Genomic DNA, 19638 nt, shown 5'->3' with positions numbered 1-19638 from the left:
TAATGAGCACTAAATCTAGCGACTGTTCAGCCCACCAGCAGTGACATTCTCAATGGTATTCAAACAGAGAATGAATCTTTTCACTAAAGATAAAAGCATCAATAACACAAATTGAATACATGTACATTAGTTGAATGATAAAAGTGAGAGACAGCTATTTGACGGAACATAAATGGCTTGAATGTCATGGTATACAAGGCATTGAATTAAAAGACTTTGACGCACATTTGGATGCATTATTTATGATGACATTTTTTTGGCTCTCCAGAAGAGCACGAGCGAAGCGCAATATTGGAGGTTTTGACTTGGTTTTTAAACAATGAATCCGTCTATTGATGATTGTACAGTAGAGCGTAAACGGCGAAAAAAATGGACCTACTCAATTCGAGTCAGGTCCATCTTTTGATTTTCTAGTCAATCGCTTTGCAGCTAAAGAGTTAGGTGCGAATTCAAGGCTGGCTAAAACGCTTTTACCATCTTGGTTAGGCACTTCAATAACACCGCTTTCTCGTCTTCTTCGATATCTTGCGTCAGCTCATTAACCAAATTCAAGTGAAGCTGATTGTGGTGAACGTGGATCTTCTGCCCTTCATCCGTCAAGGCAACCACAATCGCACGACGATCTGTTGGGTGTTCATGGCGCTCAATCAATTCAGCTTTAACCAACTTTTCTATTTGAACAGTAAGTGTACCCGTGGTAATACCCAACTTTTCAGCGAGCTCTTTCATTCTTAACGCACCATGCATACCAAGTACTTCAATGGTGTGTACTTGAGCCAGGGAATAACCCGTCTCTTTGACAACAGACTGCTCCCACGAAGACATTTTATCGTAGAACTCAGTCAGTATTTGGTTAAGCTGTTCTATATTTCGCATGGTCGTTTGAATGCACTTCAAGAGTAAGATGATTAATCTTATCAAACTTGGCGAGCATTTGTTTATATTCAGAGACGGTTTTATCACTGTTTGATTCAAGAGTAATCGCTGCTGAATAGTGATGCCCACTCACCTTCCACATATGGAAATCGGTGACCGACGCATAAGGCGTTAAGGTTTTGGTCACTGAGTCACGATAATCTTGGTCGATATTCTCATCCAGCAGGATTGGGCTGGTTTGTTTCATAAGGTTCATCGTCCACTTAGCAATCACGAATGCGCCAACCATTCCCATTGCTGCATCTAACCAGTTCCAACCGTAAAACTTACCAAATAGCAGCGCAACAATCGCAAGCAGCGAAGTTAGAGTATCCGCCAACACATGCATGTAGGCTGCGCGTAGGTTGTGATCATGATGGTGTCCGTGATGCTCGCCATGTTTATGACCATGGTCGCTGTCGTGCTCATGGCTATGTGAATGACCGTGATTCTTACTATGATTGTGGCCATGCTCGTGTCCGTGATCATGATGGTGATCGCCAAGTAAAAACATACTCACCACATTCACAGTTAAACCAATACAAGCAACGATGATCGCTTCATTGAACTGAATCGCTTGTGGGTTAAACAAACGATGTACTGATTCCACCAGCATCAACAATGCCACAATCCCCAATGCAATCGCGCTGGTGTAGCCCCCTAACACGCTGACTTTGCCAGTACCGAAAGAGAAACGTTCGCTCTCGGCATGTTTCTTCGCATAACGGTATGCAAATAAGGTGATACCAAACGCTGCGGCGTGCGTCCCCATGTGCCAACCATCGGCAAGCAATGCCATCGAGCCGTAAATAGTACCTGCAACAATTTCGACAACCATGGTAACGACGGTCAATAACAGGACATAGAACGTGCGTTTCTCACCTTGACTGTTATGTGAAGAAAAGTTGTGTTGGTGACGTGTTGGAAAACTCAAAATGGCGTCCTTAGCTTGTGTTTGTGGTTAGATGATCGTTGCAAATAAAAGCCCTTTGATTGACAAGTAATTTGACAATCAAAGTAATAATTTGAAATTTAGTTTGATTATCAAACTTTGTCAACGATGAATTTTGAAACTCTGATTTGCGGGACGAATAGTTGATGGTGAGCGCTAGTTTGTTCCAAAGATTATTGATTCAGTAAAAACGAGGCTTTCCAGGGACAAAAAAGCCCACTCGAGGTGGGCTGATTGAGTCAAACTCAATGATTGTATTTATTTGTTTTGCAATGAAATAATCTCATCATTCACCCAACCTAACAGCTGCTTGGTTGCTTTCGACAAGACTTGGTTCTGCCGAACAATATAACCAAGACTGGTGCTCGAGAAGTTGGTCAATGGTGTCACTTTCGAATGCAGGTGCTGCTTGGTTGATACCGCAAACTCCGGGACAATAGCCACACCAAATCCCGCTTCTGCCCAGTCGATTTGAGCATCGACACTCCCTACTTCCATCACCCTATAATTAGGTAGATTAAGGCTTGGTAAACCTTCATCAATAAAGTCACGCGTTCTCGTATCATGACCTAGTAGAATCAAAGTGAGCTCTGCATCAGAGTCTCGGATATCAACCCCATCGCCAAGCGCACACCAAGAAAGCTCTTGCAGCTTAGTGAAATACAAAGACTCGTTGTGCTGCTCTTTGGCGATAACAAAACCAATATCCGCTTGAGCATTTTTAACTAAATTCGATGCCTGAGATGACGTGGTATTCAAGAGCGTAAGGTCAATACCGGGATACTGCGCTTTGAACTTCTGGAACGGACGAATTAGCAAAAATCGAGAAATGATGTCACTTACGGCAATGGTTAACGTCCCTATTTTAAGGTCGTTAATGGCATTGAGATCGGCCTGACAAATCTGCAGTTCGAGTAGCGTTCTTTGGCTTGTTTCCAATAGCCGTTCACCCGCTTGAGTCAATTGAAAAGGGCTTCTCTCTATCAACTTTATGCGTGTTTGTTGTTCCAGTTGTTTTAGGTGCAAACTCACATTGGGTTGTGTCATGTGCAGTGCATTGGCCGCTTTCCCAAAATGCTTGTACTCCGCAAGCGTCACAAACGTCTTCAACAAATTAATATCGAGCATCATGTCCTCTCTCTCGTGTCACTAATATCATTCCCTAAAAGTAAAGAATGCCCCATCGTCATTCCCTACAGTGAGTGAGGAACGAACGTGATAGGGAATCTCGTTTGTAGCTTAAGACTTTAAGGATATATGAAATCCTTATCAAGATAATAAAGATAATTAATTTCTCTTATCCACCTTGTAGGCCTAACATGATTCCTCAATCAGTTAGGAGAAAAATTATGCCATCTATCGTTGTTGTGGGCGCAAACTGGGGTGATGAAGGCAAAGGCCGCATCGTCGATTTTTTAGCAGACCAAGCTTCTGCTAGCATTCGTTTTCAAGGCGGAAACAATGCAGGCCATACCGTAGTAAACGACTTCGGTACATTCAAACTGCACCAACTACCTAGTGGTATTTTTAATCCTGATTGTACGGCGGTTCTTGGCCCAGGCATGGTGATCAGCCCTGCTGCGCTAACTCAAGAAATTGCAGAAGTTCAAGAGGCTGGCATCAAAGTGAAAATGGCGATCTCAGATCGTGCGACACTGTGCCTCCCTTTACATGCTCTTGAAGATACGCTTGAAGAAGAGCGTTTGGGCGATGGCGCTTACGGCTCTACACGTCAAGGCATTGCACCAGCGTACGGCGATCGTGTAATGAAGAAAGGCATTCTTGTCGGTTGGCTGAATCAACCTGAAATTTTAGAGCAGCGTATTCAATTCCTACTTGATTGGAAGATGCCTCAGCTTAAAGCGCTCTACCCTCAATGTGACTTCTCCCAGACTGCTTCTGAAATGACAGAATGGCTACTTGAAGTAACTAAAGCGTGGCGCCCGTTCATCTGCAACGTAACTGAGCCGCTTAAAGCGCTGCAATCACAAGACGCAAACCTACTGTTTGAAGCTCAGTTAGGCGCAGGTCGCGACCTTGTCTACGGTGAATACCCTTGGACAACATCTTCGAATGTAACCGCAGCTTATGCTGGCATTGGTAGCGGTTTACCTGCACTTCGTCCTGAACGTGTTATCGCTGTTGCTAAATCATTCAGCTCGTCTGTTGGTACTGGCACGCTAGTAACTGCAATGGAAGAACAAGACAGCTTCCGCGAAAGCTCTAACGAATACGGCGCAACTACGGGTCGACCACGTGATATGGGTTACTTTGATGCAGTGGCAACTCGCAACGGTGTTGACCTGCAAGCTGCAACGGAAATCGCACTGACTAAGATTGATTGCCTGTCTGGTTTGTCTGAGCTTAAGATCTGTACTGCTTACTCAGGAGAGCACACAGAGAACCCGATTTGGCCACAAACGGCTGAGCTAAAGCCCGTATATGAAGATATGGCTGGCTGGGATGAAGACATCACGGGTTGCCGCACGTTTGAGAGCCTTCCTCAAGCAGCACAAGATTACGTTACTCGTATCGAAGAGTTAATGGGTGTTCCAATCGTGATGGTATCGGTAGGTCCTGAGCGCGAGCAAATGATCATTCGAGGTTAGATCTCTATTCGAGTATTTCAGCTAAAGTGATTGTTTTAGCTGAAATACTCATTGATAAAATCAAATGTCATCAAATTTAAAGCGACTACACATTCTTCTTATAATTCTCAGCCTGCTCTAGCACGCCTTTGTAAACATCATCATTGGCAACTGGTGGGAAGCCGTATTTGTGTAGCAGTAAGATTAAATCCACTTTCAACTTGGCTTTGATATCATCGCGGCCTGCCCAGTCTGGGTATTGAGCGACATTGTCTACTGTGGTTTTCATCTCCTTCGCCAGTTCGAGCATCTTGTCATCGTCGTAAGTGAAATCGTACTTCTTGCGCATGTGGTTCAAGATATCGAGGAACGCTTTCTCTTCTAGGTCGATGCCTAGGTCTTCAAACGAGCCCATTTCTTTCACGATATCAAAGATAATGTCGGTCATTTCTTGAGAGAAGGTATCGAACTCCTCGCCATTCAACACATCATTTTCACGGCGTTCGTTATACTGCTCCACCAGCGATTGGAAGCGCTTAGAGAAGTTCATGCCTTGCAGCTGGTTGACCTTTTTAAAATCACTTATCGCCTTCTCTAACAGCTTTTGAAGCAACTGAATCTTGGTGTTTGGCAGCTTAATCTTGTTGATACGAGCTAGGTAATCTTCGTCAAAAATATCGATAGCTTCGGCGTGCTCATCACCAATCGTAAAGATCTCTTCTACTCCATCGGCACGAAGTGCTTCTGCCACTAACTCACGAACACGTCTATTCATTTGTGCCGTGTCTGGTACATCACCTTTGGTTAGCTTAAAGATGATAGAGCGCACTGCGATATAGAAGTGAATTTGGTCACGCTCTTGCTGAGATAACAATTCACTACCACAGCAAACATCATAAGCCGCCTTCATACGGCCCACTAAAGCCATGAATCGGGTTTCGCCTTTCTTGGTTTGAAGGATGTATTCTGCCGACTGATTAAGGCACTCCAGCTGCTTACACGGCTCTCCTGTGTAATAACCTGACGTATCGAGCTTGTGGAACATCTGTCTTAATAGATCGAGGTGGTTCTTCACCTCAATGACAGAAAAACGAATATCTTCAAAGTTAGTCTCATCAGCCTTTGAATACATTGCTAAGGCTTGATTCATTCGCGACTTGATACCAATGTAATCGACAACCAGCCCTTTCGCCTTGCCTTCAAACTTACGGTTAACACGTGAGATGGTTTGAATCAGGTTGTGTTTCTGCAACGGCTTATCGATGTAGATAGTATCCAATTCAGGAACGTCAAAACCTGTTAACCACATGTCGACTACAATGGCTATTTTGAAATTCGACTTAGGACTCTTAAACTGCTGGTCGAGCGATTTTCGATATTCCTTGGTTCCTAACAGGCTGTACTGATCAGGATCATCGTCTTTGCCGCGCGTCATCACCATTTGCACCATCGCAAGTGGCTTTAACTCTTCTTTCTCTTTATCAGTCAGCTCGACGCCATCAATTGATAGCTTTTCCTCAAACCATTCTGGCCTTAAGATTTTGACTTGCTTATAAAAATCAAACGCGATTTCACGACTCGCACAGACAAACATCGCCTTGCCCTTTATCGTAGAACCTTCTTTAACTCGCCCTTCATAATGTTCAACAAAGTCTTTCGCCAAAGCTTCAATACGGTCAGGGTCGCCAAGAATCGCGTTCATATTGGCAGAAGCTTTCTTGCTCTCTTCTATCTGATGTTCATTGGTGCCCGCTTCTGCGCACGCTTGGTAGTATTTCTCGACCTCTTCAAGCTTGCTGTTATCAAGAATGACTTTAGCGGCTCGGCCTTCATAAACAATACGAACCGTAATTTCATCATTAACAGATTCTGTCATGGTGTAGCTGTCTACTGCATCACCGAATACATCAAGGGTGGCATCGATCGGCGTTCCGGTGAAGCCAACGTAAGTCGCGCTTGGCAGAGAGTCGTGTAGATACTTAGCAAAGCCGTATGTCTCTTTCACATCGACGGCTACACCATCTTGATATTTGATCACCACTTTCTTATCGAGGTTGACCTGTGAACGGTGCGCTTCATCAGAAATACAGATGATGTTTGTACGCTCTGAAAGCAATTCGATGTCTTCGGTGAACTTATGAATGGTAGTCAGGAACACACCACCACTCTTGATGCCTTGTAGCTTATCTCTTAAATCTTGACGGCTTTTAACTGGCACCACCATCTCATCACCAATGTAATCAGAGGCATTACAGAACTGTTTAGAAAGCTGGTCATCGAGATCGTTGCGGTCGGTAATAAGTACAATGGTCGGGCTTTCAAAATCGATGCTTTTCATCAATAGGCGAGATAGAAACTGCATGGTAAAGCTCTTACCACACCCTGTTGCACCAAAGTAAGTACCGCCTTTACCACTACCGTATGGCTTACGTTCTTTGTCGATGTTGTAGTAAAGCTTACGCGCTGCGTAGTACTGCGGGTAACGACAACAGACTTTTATCTCTTTCTTAGAGGTATCAGGGAAGAAGACAAAGTTCTTCACTACATCAAGTAATCGAGTTTGGTTAAACAACCCGGCAATCATGGTGTAGAGGGAATTAATACCCTCTTTTTCGGTAGACTCGTTGCCCGTTACTTTGCGCCACGCGTAAAAAAACTCATACGGCGCAAACAGGTTGCCCATTTTGTTGTTCACGCCATCGCTGATGATGCACATCGCGTTGTAGACGAACAGCTTGGGAATATCACGGCGATAACGAACGCAAATTTGCTTCCATGCATCAAAGATGGTCGCGTCTTTCTCTCGCACGGCACTTTTGAATTCAAACACCACCAGCGGTAAGCCGTTCACATAAAGGATACCATCAGGGATTCGAACTTGTTCATCGACACCTTCAATCTCTAGCTGGTTAACGATTTTATAGATATTGGTATCAGTCGGGTCTAGGCGATATGTTTCTAAGTAACTAACATTACCCTCTGCAACTTCTCTATCAGTATTATCTGATTTAGATTTATTCTCTAGCAACGGGACAAACATCAAGCGTAAGGCTTGTGCCAAATGTCTTGTGTCGATTAACTCAATATAGAGGTCTTTCTTTGAGCGATCTTCACGCTTAAACAGAAAGCCATTGGTTAGCCATTGGCAGAAGGTTTTATTGCTATGGTATAAATCACTGGCAGGCAACGTTGAGATCATACGAACAATGGTGTCAATTTCGCTCTCGGTTATAGCATCGCCTCGGTACTGCTTGGCAAGGTAGCGTCGTAAGTCATCGACAATGAGTACTTGTTCTTTGTCTTCACGCGCTATTTGTTCACCCACTACGTGTGGGTAGCCTTGCTCACCCAATAGCTCAATAATGGCCTGTTCTAATTTGGCTTCTGTGAATTTTAAGCTCATCGCCTTTTCCTACTGCTGTTTGACGTTGTTTGTTGTTTTCTAAATTGAGTTATTTAAATTTGTTTTGTAGTAACTCGGTTTCGGGCTTTGTTCCATTTTCTCAACACCGCAGATCTTGTCACCTCCGCAGAATCAGATATATTTTGAATAATATTTCTGAATTAAAGCGAACATATTACGCTTACGCTTGTACGTGGTAGCGAGTTGCGCCACCTGACTATAAAATGTCGCCAATTGAGTAGGATGCGATTTCAGCATATTCTCTAAACGTCGAAGTAACTCTAAAGCTTGATCGTAAGCCGTATTATTGGTCTGTTCGATATAAGATGAGACTGCTCGCAGATAATAATCCAGCGTATTTTCAGGTTTATCATCCACAATTTGATCGGCAAGCGAAATAAGTCCTTGTATTGATATTTTATGTTCGGCAACCCATTCGCACGCTTTGTCTAATTGCTGGTTATCGATATAGAACAGAACCAAGGCATCCGTACGATCAGAAGCTTGATTATAGCGGTCTGGTTGTTGATAGGCATTGGCAAGTAGCAGTTCAGTGCGGGAGAAAAATTCAACATCATCAATTTGGTAATTGGCTTTAAACTTCGCTAACTGTTGATAATATTGAAAGCTTGGTGATTGTTCTAACAAACGGTTAGCTAATACCCATGCAGAATGGATTTCACCTAGTTCAACATAAAGACGGAATTGAGCTTGTTCGCACGCACGAAGTTCATAATCACTCGCCATTTTTTTCGCCTTAGCTAACCAAAACTCAGCTTCTAACGGCTCTTGCTCATCAATGAACATATCAACAACTTCAAGATAATCTCGACACGTTCGTGCTATTTTTTGTTTAATTTCCGCCACTTCACGCCAATCTGAGCTGTGTTTCATTAACGGAACTGCCCATGAGCGTAAGTTCCAGCTACTCTCATCTTGCGATGCTTGATCTATCGCTTGGCGGCATAAGGTTAGAAAGTGGGTGTTAGATTGCCAAATCGCTCCAAAACTCTCTTCAATCGAAGGAAATACGTCAAATTCGTAATGGGTCAAACGCTCAAACATCCACTGCGCTTTCTCTTGCTCACTCCAATTAAGCTTTGCCAGCGTCTTTGGCATGTGTTCGTTAATCATGCTTTCAATGCCATAACGATCGCCATTGGAGTCATCAATTTGCTCTAGCACCTTATTCAACCGTTCAACAAGGTAGTTGATTAATTTCCATTGATGATCGGCGTTAAGGCTTTGCATTGATTCAATGATCATGTTCAATTGAATTTCTGCTGAGTTGAAATAATCATGGCTTTCTCGCCAATCCCAGAGCTGTTCTCGCGGTAAGGCTTGGGTAACCAACTTTTTCAGCTCGCCATATACGGCTGGCTTTTCGCGTATTTCAATTTTTGTCAGCAGTGCATTCCATGTGTACTCATCTTCTTCTAGGTATTCGAGTAGCATCTCTACCATGGCCTCTTCACCAAGGCTTTGCAGGTGATTTTTTATGGTATCTCGTTCACTACTTTGGTTTAAAGCTTGTTCTTGGTCTTGTAGGCAAAGGGCAACCGCCACGCCGTGCTTGCACAACATTTGATATTGCGCCGCAGGGCAAGTACAAGTGCCAACCAGATCGCCAGTGAAATCGAGGCTCACTTGATAATTGAGGCTGCCTTTGACCTGTGCGGTCGCGGTGTTGCCAACAAGGTTAAGCTTGCGTACTGCACCACTGCGTGAAAGCAAGATGCCTTTTTGCAAAGTGCTTGTTTCACACAGTGTCGTCAATTCAGAAATGTCGATTTCACGAGTATTAGTTGCGTTCATTATATTATGGTTCCACCTACGCTTTGCTTTGTTCTATTTCGGATTCATCTAATTCCCACCTTCGTTATCTCAGAACCGAGGCGCGAGGTATCTGAGATCTCGCTTTTCACCACCGTCAAAAACGAGATTCCTGATAAGTTCGTTCCTCACTTTCTGGAATGACGAAAGGTTACTCTGCTAGTGCTTTAGCTTGTTCTACTTGCACGTTTTCTAAGTCGATTTCGCCGGAAAGCAATTTAGGAAGAAGAGTATCGCGTAGCTCTGAGAGAGACTTATTTTGTTCATTATTAGCGACCATCTTTTCAAACAGAGGAGTAACAATCTCTTCAAACTTCGCCAATACATCAGAGTCCGGATGACACACATTTGTTGAGTGTACAAAGTTACGATTTAGACTCGGTACTGCCGAACCAGAGTTTAAGGACTTTAGATCTAGTGAACGGAGTAAGTGGTAGGCATAATATGGCCCGCATGTTCTAAACTCTCGAACATAAAGCGTTGTATTTAGTGGCCAATACTTATCAAGAGATAGATATACATTCCCAATCACGCCACTTCGCCCAGTTATGATACCCGGAGGCTCCATTTTGAACTCATTGTGGGCACCATGATAACCGCCCGCAGCATAGACAGGATATTCCCCGTCTTGGCGTTTAGATTTTGGTAAGTCGAATCCCCTGTGGAGTTCAAACAGCTTTGATAATTCACCAACACCCCACCCCTCAGGAATCAAACCCAACTCAGACTCAACAAGCTTTTTTGGGAAAAGCGAGGCAACTTCTTTTGAAAGAAAAGGCGCATCCATCCCTTTTGGCTGTTCGCCATTCATTTTTGCCTTTACAGGGTCGAAATCAACAAACCAAGATTTGAACAACGTTTGCGTTATTTGCTCTAGGGTTTGGTTGATTTGGCTGTTGATGGTGATTTTTTCATTAATATCACTAAATTGCTTTACAATCTTATCTTGTATAAGCCTGCTCGGCAGCTCAATATCTAAATTTCGAACAGCTTCTTTTGTTATCGTTTTAGTAACAGAGCCATTCGCAAAGGACTTAACGTACGCTTCATTAATTTTCAAAAACAGATATAAATATCTAGGGTTTACTTTCTCAGCGTCTACACGCAACAAAAACAAATTCATAGCCAATGATACAGGTCTTCCTAAATCTGGCATCAAATATGATGAGCCAGCATTAGCAATCTTATTCATGATTATATCGTTAGGATAAACTTTCGATTTCGCCAAGAAATCATATGCGTGCTTGGTTATAAATTTAAGACTGTCAGAAAAGTTAGATTGCTCGAAGTTGGTCGTCCGAATCATCACTGCATAATCAGGACTATCCAATAGCTCAACATTCTCTTTTAGCTTCTTGTATGCGCCATTAGCATGATAATCAGTCAATACTTCCAATAACTCACCTAACTTGAACTTATTCCCCATAACCCAATGCCTCCAAGTTCTGGCGAATGGTTTTGTCTAGCTCTTTGGATTGCTTCATTTGGCTGTACAGGGTTTGTGTGAGCTCACTCATCTTGGTTTCAAACGGAATGCCGTCATCTTCCACGTCAGCTGAACCAACATAACGGCCCGGAGTCAGTACAAAGTCATTAGCCTTGATATCAGTAATGGTCGCTGATTTGCTAAAGCCTGCTTGGTCTTCATACTTCTCGACTTTGCCGTCGCCACGCTCAATACGCGCTTTAAGTTCTGCTTCATCACAACGCCAAGCATGGTAAGTGTCGGCAATCAGCGCGATATCGTCTTTGGTCAGTTCTTTATTGGTGCGACTAATCATGGTGCCCATTTCACGAGCATCAATAAACAAAGTCTCTTTTTGGCGGTTACGGAAACCTTTGGTGGTGTTCTCGGTTTTGTCTTTTGTGATAAACCAGATACACACAGGGATCTGCGTAGTGAAGAACAGCTGCCCCGGCAGAGCAATCATACATTCAACGCGATCGTTCTCGATTAGCTGCTGGCGGATCTCACCTTCGCCGGACGTGTTTGAACTCATAGAGCCGTTCGCCAGAACAAAACCAGCAGTGCCTGTTTCACTTAGCTTAGAGAGCATGTGCAAAATCCAACCGTAGTTGGCATTGCCTGTTGGCGGTGTGCGATAGCCAGCAAAGCGCGCATCATCGGTTAGCTCGGCCTCATTACGCCAACCTTTAAGGTTAAACGGTGGGTTCGCCATGATGTAATCGGCTTTTAAGTCTTTATGCTGGTCAGCAAAGAAGGTATCGGCTGCACGCTCACCTAAGTTGCCCGATAAACCACGAATGGCTAAGTTCATCTTCGCCAGTTTATAAGTAGTCGAGGTCAGCTCTTGGCCATAAATAGCGATGTCTTTGGTGCGCCCCTCATGCTCTTTAATGAACTTTAAAGACTGAACAAACATACCGCCGGAGCCACAAGCCGGATCGTAGATCTTACCTTGGAAGGGTTCTAGCATTTCAGCCAATAGCGTTACCACTGACTTAGGCGTATAGAACTCGCCACCACCTTTGCCTTCGGTTGCTGCAAACTTACCTAGAAAGTATTCGTAAACACGACCGACTAAGTCTTCTTCGCTCATGTCACATTCGTTCGCCAGCGTATCAATATTTTCAATGCTGTCGATAAGTGACGCCAGCTTTTTCACTTCCAGACCTTGGCGCGAGAAGTAGTTGTCTGGCAGAGCGTCTTTTAAGCTTGGGTTGTTTTTTTCGATAGTCGATAAAGCGGTATCAATGATGATAGCGATATCGTCTTGCTTAGCGCGCGCTTTAACAAATGACCAACGCGCATCTTCTGGCAAAAAGAAGATGTTGTCTTGTTGGTAGAACTCTTTCATCTCAACAAAAGCGTCTTGCCCATCGTCTATCATCTTCTGACGGCGTGCTTCAAACTTGTCGCTGATGAACTTTAAGAACACAAGACTTAATACCACGTGTTTGTATTCAGATGACTCAACACTGCCACGCAACTGATTAGCGGTATCCCAAAGGGTCTCTTCAAAGCCTTTGGTCGCTTTTTTAGCTTTTGACGCAGGCTTAGCTTTTGAGGCGGGTTTCTTGTTAGCGGGTGCTTTTGCCATGTTCTTAATTACTCGAATAATGTAGGACTCTGCTTTCAAGCGCAGACTATTGAGGGCGATTATATATGAAATTGAATGAGTTGAATTGATAAAGCTCCGATTTTAGGCGCTTTTTACGTGCCTTAAGATAAGGAAATATCCAAATGATCGAGCATTTTAAAAAAGCCACAAAATTCGTTTAATCTTTATAAATAATTCAGTGGCTAGATTAGCAGCACTTAACAGTCTTGTAGGCACTCTGCATGAGCTTCACAACATTTGATTGATTACCCCAGGGTAAAGGTGACTAAATTTGATGTAACCTTACGGCTATTTGATTTACCATGATTGACTCTTGGGTTATCCCTTTTTCCAGTTCAGACATTATGGACTCTAACTTAGGGGGGATAAGTTTTGAGACACGATCCCAGTTTTGGTATTGGTCTGCAAACAAGTCTGAACGACCATGTTTTTTGAGAGAACCCATAGATAAATTTGGTAGCAGCATATAAGTCGCTCCCGATGATAAAGCTAAAGAAATACCTTTAGGATCGGTATCAAACCAAGCTATAAGCTCTACGTCTGGAAAAGCCAACGCAATTTCTTTTGAGATTACTCCCGTGTCCTTATCCCCCCGGTAAACGATAAGAGGGTTAGGCCCTATGTCGGTTTGTACTAATCTAAACTTAGAAAATGCTTCATAGTTTTCAACAATCACAACTTGGCTGTGCTCAATGCTCGTCAAATGACTTAGAGCTACCTCAATGTTCATGCCCTCTTGTAAGTCATATGATTTACCATTTATGTTCGTGGACAAAATCCCATAAACTTTAATGACCTTGTCTTTGACAGGACTTGAGCTTAACTTCTCGTTAGGAAAGAACTGAGCCATATCCGTTCGAGAATTAGGGATGGGATCAGTTAAAAGATCAAAACCAGATTGCTCTTTAATCACCTTCCTAATTTGACGTATATCTCTAGGCGTCAGCTGCAAATGTTCTCCTCTGGCGCTCCCAACACTAAAGTCGCGATGAAAAGTATCAAACACGCCACTCAGCGCTACACTGGCACCTTCATTAACCTTCGCAGGAGAGAAGAGTTGCTTTAACCGATATAAATCACTACCCGTTATATCATCAATAATTCTACTCACAGTTTCCTCGCTATAGACACATCTTCTAAGTGAAGGTTGCCGTAACCTATATTGCTACCTTTTGCTAAATAGGTATAAGACCCGATAGGCTCAACGGTAAAGCCTTTGCTATCTTCGGGAAGCATTGAACTATGGAAATTAAGCACGCTAAATAGCCACACGTCTTTAGCGCAAGTGAGCTGGTCAAGATCTTCCGGTAAGTCACTATTGATTTGCTCGTAATACTCCAAAGCGGAAATGCTGGTTTTTCCCTTACCAATAAAGGCTTCAGCAAAAAAGGTATCGCAATGAGAATCAATGTCCGCTTCAATCAGCTCTTGTATTTCAACATCAAGAGTCAATTCTCGTCGCTCAGCTTCTTCAACAACCGGAAGCTCTTCTTGTTCTGCAGGCTGTGCCGTAATTTTTTCAACAATATCAGCCAATTCCGGCTCTTGGTCCATATCATCAGGATTTGGGTGATGCGCAAATTGTAACGGCTCTGAAAGCCAAAACATCGGTATACCATCGTGCTTTGCTACCTCATCAGGCAAAATCAAATCGTCACTTGGTGTCCAGTGTGGCTCTTGATCAATAAACCGATCAAAGGCATTGATCAGGTCCTTATCGCGTTCGCGGTTACGATACTTCAGCATCAAAGCTCGGAGTTGAATTAGGATAGATCCGAGCTCTTGTTGGCAACTACGAATCGCACTGTGCATTTCAGCACAAAACAAGGTGTTGAGCTCGGAGTTATCTCCAGCCATTTCACTCAACAACTTAAAAGAGAAAGCTTTCATGCCAGTAACAAGCTTTTCAGCTTGCTCTATAGCAACTTGGTTCTCTTTTTGTTTTTGAGCGAGCGTATGGCCATAGCCAAAATCATAACTGATACGGTTTCTTAAGCGACGACAAGACTCTTGCAAGTCCATTGTGATTTCATAAACCACACCTTCAAGGCTATTAAACCTATCCGCCTCTTGTTCTCTTTTGCCATTTAATTTAGCTTCCAGGTATTCTTGCGCTAAGCTCTGAATTTCTGGAATGCGCTCAGCATGTTGAGTCCCAAGAAATGAACTCGCTTCCGTTTCAAGGAAGTAGTTCATCAATGCTTCCATCTTAGGGTGCACGCGGTAGCCGCGGCTTGTCACGATAACAACACGGGCTTCTTTTAATTTACGTAGGTCATTGGCGTTTTCATGAGTCTCACGTATCGTGCCATTTTCAAAAACATGCGTTAATGTGTCCTTTGCTTGGCTGATTAAGCGAAGCATGTGGTTAACACCACCATGTTTCCCATTGTTTTGAGGGCTCATCAAAAGTCGAACTCCCCTTGGTTCTCGTTTGCTTTGTTAACTGTCTCAACGATCTTTTCATGCGTATCGATGAAATCGAGCACCTCGTAGACAAAGTCTAATTTTCCCGTCATCACATAGAGTTGGCGCTCTTTGTTTACTAAATGAGCCACCCCTTCTTTAACCAGAAATTCGACAACTACATTGAGTTTATCCGCTGCACTGTCACGCACTTTTTTCCGACTCACTTTTGGAAGTCGATAAATACTATCGAGTTTCTCCATCAAGCTAGGAGACGATTGGATTTGCGCACTCAGCACAGGCACATTTAACTCATCACCACCAACCATCACAGCTTCAACTTGAGCAGCCTCACTGACTGTCGCTACGAACTTAACCACAGGTCGAATGATACCGTGTACATTACTCATCAACGCGGTCACCTGACGACGATTGTGGTCGTCGATACTTTTATAGGTAACATAATAGGCGCTGGTTCTGCTCGTACATTGGAGCTCGCGCCCCATAAGAGTCAACGCTTGATTGATTTCTCGGCGTGTACGATCCTCTTTAAGCGTCTTGTAAGCTTCACGATCCGTTGCTGGGCAGATAAAGCTACCACTAAGTAGAGATTCTAAGACTTGTGATACTGGCTTCATGCTTCTACTCCTGTGCTAGTTTCAGCGGCTTTAGCTAACGCAAGTTTGCTTACTTTAGGTTTGTTGAAAATGTTCTTGTAAGGCGTTAAGTGATACAGATACTTAAATAAGTTGGCCGTACGATTATTGCCATCGGGTTGAGCCGCGATAACATTGAAGTTGTGTGCCCCCATCATTTTGAGCAGTTTGGCTTGGTTTTCTGCCGTCAGCTTACCAATCTCATCGGTTGGGTAAGTTATTGATAGTCGACTTGCTCCACGTTGTTGTGTCAGAAGTGCTAAATACAACATGGATTGAATGAGCAAGTTCGTACCATTACTGGCCAAATCACGCATATCTTTATCTGTTTTGGCCGTTTTACGCTGGTTGTTCTCGATGACTTCAAATTTGATGTCAAACAGCTCAGTAGGCTTTTTAACTTTCTCGGCACTAATATGGTATGTCAGTGTGCTTAAAGCGTTGAAAAACTCTTTGGTTGGTAGCTCAGCAGATCCCGTTTTATCCCACTCTTCGTAAATCTCAGAGAAGTTAATAATATCTTGCCAACCTTGTAGTTTGGAAAGTGAACTTTCAACGTTAATGTCAATAGAACCAACCACCGAGAACGTGTTATTGAGCTTTACTTGTTCAGAGATATTACGACCAAGTTTCTTAATGTCACGGTCGAAGCCGAGTAGCCGATGCTTGAAGTCAACGAGCATGCGCCCCATGTTGACCGCGCTTTCAATTGTTATGCTGGTCACCTGAGGAATAATGTCATTCATGATGATTTCTAGAATATCTATTCGCTTAGAGTCACTAGCAACAATATCCTCTGTAATGGCGTTTCGGCTGCTTTCATTCCAGAAACGATACAGCTCCCCGTCACCAAGGTTGAGAGTGATAGTTTCCATCTGTTGTATATCTTTTTTACGTAGCTTAGTAAGCCTCTCTAACTCCGGGAGTTTGCTCTCTACATAGCTCAAGAGTGAATTTAAATCGCCGTTATAATCGAGCGCTTCTTGGCTGCCTTCTTCGCCCTCAAACATCACATAGTTAGTTAGGCGAGAGATTGCACTGTCAGCTCGCTGTTTGTGGTTTCTCAAGATAGAGAGCTTCTCATCAAACTCTTTTTTGGTTCGATGAGCTTTGGCTCTCAACTCTTTCAGTTTAGTTTCAAAAGATTCAAACTCTTGATGCACCGTTTCAAGTTCTTTGACCTTAGTATTTCGATCGTCACGTCTCTTAGGATCATCCACTTCATAAACAGCAAGCCATATCTCGTATTCTTTGATTTTATGAGACTTCACTTTTAAGTTTTTGATCTCATTATCAAGCAATTCAATTTCTTCTTTGTAGCGTTGATAGATTTCACCGCTAATACCTTGATCACTCAACCGCTGTTCATACTCCGTTTTGATACGCTGTTTGTTCTCGCCCAACGTCAGAGTACTTTTTTCCAGTAGTTCATCTATAGCTCCGATCGTGAGATCAAGTGATGATTCAACATTGCTAATTTGAGTAAGCCTGTCGTTGTTTAGCTCTAATTTTGCTTCTTCAAAACGTTCAAGCGTTACTGAGATTTCCCTATCAATCAGGGCTATAGCTTTCTCAATCGATTTGATGTTTATATTAATTTTTTCGACTAAGCCCTCTTTTGCACGGGCAATCTCTATTTTCTTGTTTTTAAGGTTAACCTTAGTTTGTGATAGGTCACCCTCAGCGTTTCGCAGTTCATTGCGTAATCGTGATAACTCAAGCGTTGACTGCTTAACAGCAAAATCATTTTTCAAAATTTGCTTATTGAAATCAGCCTCTGCGTCTTCAAGCTCAACGATACGGTCCATCAAGTGAGCCTGCTCTTCCACATCAGCTTTGTTGGTGACACTACAATCTGCTAGGTTGCTCGTATCGATATATAAATCGTACATTGAACCTGAATCTTCAGTCATTGATGGTGTGAGTGTCGTGTCCATCAAAAGCTCATCGGTGAGAACACGACCAAGTGGAGAGCTTTGCCACCCCTGTCGATTAGCCTCCAGGAACGAGAACAAGGTTCCTGAATCTGGGTCTAATCGGTTACTGACTACTTTTAGCCTGGTTTCGGCATCGCGCATATTTCGACGAGTGGCCTCTAATCTTTCGAGTAGCTTTTCACGTTTAGTTTGTAAGTTGACTCCTTCCTTCTCACTCAAAGTTGTCGTGTGTTTTAACGTGTCTACTTGTTCTTGTAATCTGTCCTTCTCAGACTCCAACTGCTCTCTCTGCTCAATGAGAAACTCATCAATATCTGGGTTCTTTAGTCGCTGCTTTTGAGTAGCGAGTTCAGCCCTATGCTCCATAAGAGCCTGAGATTTATCCGCTGTAAAAATCGTATGGGTTTGGGTCAGTTCCTTTAACTGTGGCTGATATACATCGTCTATCTTGTCTTTTTTAACCTTGCACTCTTTCTCGGCATCAAGTTTTTGCTCTGTTAGGTCAGACTTTTCTTTATTGAACTTACTAACAAGGTTTTGTTTGTCTTTCTCATACTTTGCTTTCGCATCATTTACCTTAGTTTCAAGATCGGCGTAACTTTGTCTTTGTTGTGCCACCCTGTCTTCCATTTCTGGCAATTGCTTTAGCTTAACGGACAGTTCTGGATAACCACTATTTTCGTATGTTATAAGCTTGCTGTGATGTACTTCGATCTCAGAGTTAATACTTGTGATAGAGCGTTGAAGAGCGCTCTTTTGAACCTCTTTATCAAGCTTATCTTGATTAATTTCGCCAATCTGCTTGTCACTGTTTTCAAGAAAATCTGAGCGCTCGATTTCGGTTTTCTTAAGAGATTCATCAAGGCTTTCAGAGGCTTCACGAATGATTGTTAAGGCATTGGCGAGCTGAGTGGTTAGATAGGCAATCTGCTTATTGTTCGCAATAGCTTCAATGAACGCTTCTTTTTTGGCTAGGAACGCTGTTAGGCCGTTGTAGTCATCACACCATTGTTCAATTCTGTTTGCATCCACACCAAACTCTAATGTGCTATTTCCTTGCTCGAGGATATCCAGGAAAAGCGCCTTTGTGTCGGCCATATTGAATTCACCTTGAATCAACGCCGCTGTGATTTTTTCAATGTGACGGACATCATGACGACCAGAGCACAAAGAGTAGCTCAGGAACTGATTGCTCAAATTCCCTGCATTAATATTTTGGATAATTTCGCGGTACTCTTTGACGCTAGTAATACGCGACTCGTATTCTAAGCCGTTAGCGTTCAGCTCCGCGGCCAGCTTTGTACAGCCGATAGCGTAAGGCTTATCTTCGCTGTCTTGTTTAATGATCACTGACTGCTCAAACTGACCTTTAACGAAAAGGTAAACAATGCCACCTTTAGTACTAAGGTTTCGATAACAAATGACATGAGCAACTTGACCACGAGCAGTAATGTACTCGAAAACAATATAACTGTTGTTGTGTGGTAAATACCATTCTGCAAAGGGCTTATTGACATTCGATTTCCTGACGATCTGCGTGCCAGTCGCTCCATAAAAGAACGGAATGAGCCTTAAAAGTGATGTTTTGCCTTCTCCGTTACCGCCAGTGATCTGAGTGGGAGCGTCAAAAGAATACTCAGAAAACATCTTGTTTTTCTGATAAGAATTTATTGCGATAACTTTGGTCAATCCGGCATACATCATCGTATCTATCTCGAGTTATGTTGTTTTTCTTGACTGAAAATCAACCAGTTTGAATTTGTGGCCACTAAATCAGGTTACAGCTTTCAATACCATCGACTCTCTCACAGTAAAGATTCCTGACTTTTCCTGCCCTTGCCAATATCCACAATAAATATATGTAC

General features: G+C 43.0%; 12 protein-coding genes. 1 reads left to right on the top strand and 11 read right to left on the bottom strand.

The features are described from left to right. Positions 1 to 459: 459 nt before the first annotated feature. The 3 genes from AB4512_RS16910 to AB4512_RS16900 form a co-directional block, all read right to left on the bottom strand. A complete protein-coding gene (locus tag AB4512_RS16910; protein WP_017059185.1) occupies positions 460 to 876 on the bottom strand; it encodes a MarR family winged helix-turn-helix transcriptional regulator in 417 nt (138 codons plus the stop codon). Next, positions 854 to 1849 carry a CDF family Co(II)/Ni(II) efflux transporter DmeF gene (gene dmeF / locus AB4512_RS16905; RefSeq protein ID WP_017059184.1) on the bottom strand — a complete coding sequence of 332 codons (996 nt, stop codon included), beginning with the start codon at positions 1847 to 1849 and terminating at the stop codon, positions 854 to 856. Before dmeF ends, AB4512_RS16910 begins: the two co-directional genes overlap by 23 nt. A 276-nt stretch (positions 1850 to 2125) precedes the next feature. Next, positions 2126 to 2998, bottom strand: coding sequence for a LysR family transcriptional regulator (locus tag AB4512_RS16900; protein WP_017068305.1), 873 nt, complete (start codon positions 2996 to 2998; stop codon positions 2126 to 2128). 218 nt (positions 2999 to 3216) lie between these two features. Here AB4512_RS16900 and AB4512_RS16895 point away from each other — a divergent pair, with 218 nt between their 5' ends. Continuing rightward, the gene (locus AB4512_RS16895; RefSeq protein ID WP_050612858.1) at positions 3217 to 4476 is read left to right on the top strand and encodes an adenylosuccinate synthase; all 1260 of its coding nucleotides are present in this window, start codon (positions 3217 to 3219) and stop codon (positions 4474 to 4476) included. 85 nt (positions 4477 to 4561) lie between these two features. Here AB4512_RS16895 and AB4512_RS16890 read toward each other — a convergent pair whose 3' ends face one another. The 8 genes from AB4512_RS16890 to AB4512_RS16855 form a co-directional block, all read right to left on the bottom strand. Further along, the gene (locus AB4512_RS16890; protein WP_372175205.1) at positions 4562 to 7858 is read right to left on the bottom strand and encodes a type I restriction endonuclease subunit R; all 3297 of its coding nucleotides are present in this window, start codon (positions 7856 to 7858) and stop codon (positions 4562 to 4564) included. A 132-nt stretch (positions 7859 to 7990) separates the two neighbouring features. Next, positions 7991 to 9673, bottom strand: a complete 1683-nt coding sequence (locus tag AB4512_RS16885) for an SWIM zinc finger domain-containing protein (RefSeq protein WP_102427826.1) — start codon at positions 9671 to 9673, stop codon at positions 7991 to 7993. 169 nt (positions 9674 to 9842) lie between these two features. After that, positions 9843 to 11117 (bottom strand): restriction endonuclease subunit S, encoded by a 1275-nt coding sequence (locus AB4512_RS16880; protein WP_372175204.1) that lies wholly within the window; start codon positions 11115 to 11117, stop codon positions 9843 to 9845. Then, positions 11107 to 12753, bottom strand: a complete 1647-nt coding sequence (locus tag AB4512_RS16875) for an N-6 DNA methylase (RefSeq protein WP_372175203.1) — start codon at positions 12751 to 12753, stop codon at positions 11107 to 11109. The genes AB4512_RS16880 and AB4512_RS16875 overlap by 11 nt, the downstream gene beginning before the upstream one ends. A 286-nt stretch (positions 12754 to 13039) precedes the next feature. Beyond that, a complete protein-coding gene (locus AB4512_RS16870) occupies positions 13040 to 13885 on the bottom strand; it encodes a hypothetical protein (RefSeq protein WP_372175202.1) in 846 nt (281 codons plus the stop codon). After that, positions 13882 to 15180 (bottom strand): hypothetical protein, encoded by a 1299-nt coding sequence (locus AB4512_RS16865; protein WP_102321022.1) that lies wholly within the window; start codon positions 15178 to 15180, stop codon positions 13882 to 13884. The genes AB4512_RS16870 and AB4512_RS16865 overlap by 4 nt, the downstream gene beginning before the upstream one ends. Then, positions 15180 to 15818: a hypothetical protein gene (locus AB4512_RS16860; RefSeq protein ID WP_102321023.1), complete on the bottom strand. Its 639-nt coding sequence runs from the start codon at positions 15816 to 15818 to the stop codon at positions 15180 to 15182. The genes AB4512_RS16865 and AB4512_RS16860 overlap by 1 nt, the downstream gene beginning before the upstream one ends. Further along, positions 15815 to 19474: an ATP-binding protein gene (locus AB4512_RS16855; RefSeq protein ID WP_372154881.1), complete on the bottom strand. Its 3660-nt coding sequence runs from the start codon at positions 19472 to 19474 to the stop codon at positions 15815 to 15817. Before AB4512_RS16855 ends, AB4512_RS16860 begins: the two co-directional genes overlap by 4 nt. Between the last annotated feature and the right edge of the window lie 164 nt (positions 19475 to 19638).

Source organism: Vibrio sp. 10N.222.52.B7 (assembly GCF_041474275.1).
GTDB lineage: Bacteria > Pseudomonadota > Gammaproteobacteria > Enterobacterales > Vibrionaceae > Vibrio > Vibrio crassostreae_C.
This window is presented reverse-complemented; position numbering and strand designations above follow the sequence as displayed.

Bases quoted from the DNA above. Each gene is read 5' to 3' on its own strand.
- AB4512_RS16885 (WP_102427826.1), bottom strand. From the start codon at position 9,673: ATGAACGCAACTAATACTCGTGAAATCGACATTTCTGAATTGACGACA.
- AB4512_RS16910 (WP_017059185.1), bottom strand. From the start codon at position 876: ATGCGAAATATAGAACAGCTTAACCAAATACTGACTGAGTTCTACGAT.
- AB4512_RS16855 (WP_372154881.1), bottom strand. From the start codon at position 19,474: ATGTATGCCGGATTGACCAAAGTTATCGCAATAAATTCTTATCAGAAA.
- AB4512_RS16865 (WP_102321022.1), bottom strand. From the start codon at position 15,180: ATGAGCCCTCAAAACAATGGGAAACATGGTGGTGTTAACCACATGCTT.
- AB4512_RS16860 (WP_102321023.1), bottom strand. From the start codon at position 15,818: ATGAAGCCAGTATCACAAGTCTTAGAATCTCTACTTAGTGGTAGCTTT.
- AB4512_RS16895 (WP_050612858.1), top strand. From the start codon at position 3,217: ATGCCATCTATCGTTGTTGTGGGCGCAAACTGGGGTGATGAAGGCAAA.
- AB4512_RS16880 (WP_372175204.1), bottom strand. From the start codon at position 11,117: ATGGGGAATAAGTTCAAGTTAGGTGAGTTATTGGAAGTATTGACTGAT.
- AB4512_RS16875 (WP_372175203.1), bottom strand. From the start codon at position 12,753: ATGGCAAAAGCACCCGCTAACAAGAAACCCGCCTCAAAAGCTAAGCCT.
- AB4512_RS16900 (WP_017068305.1), bottom strand. From the start codon at position 2,998: ATGATGCTCGATATTAATTTGTTGAAGACGTTTGTGACGCTTGCGGAG.
- AB4512_RS16890 (WP_372175205.1), bottom strand. From the start codon at position 7,858: ATGAGCTTAAAATTCACAGAAGCCAAATTAGAACAGGCCATTATTGAG.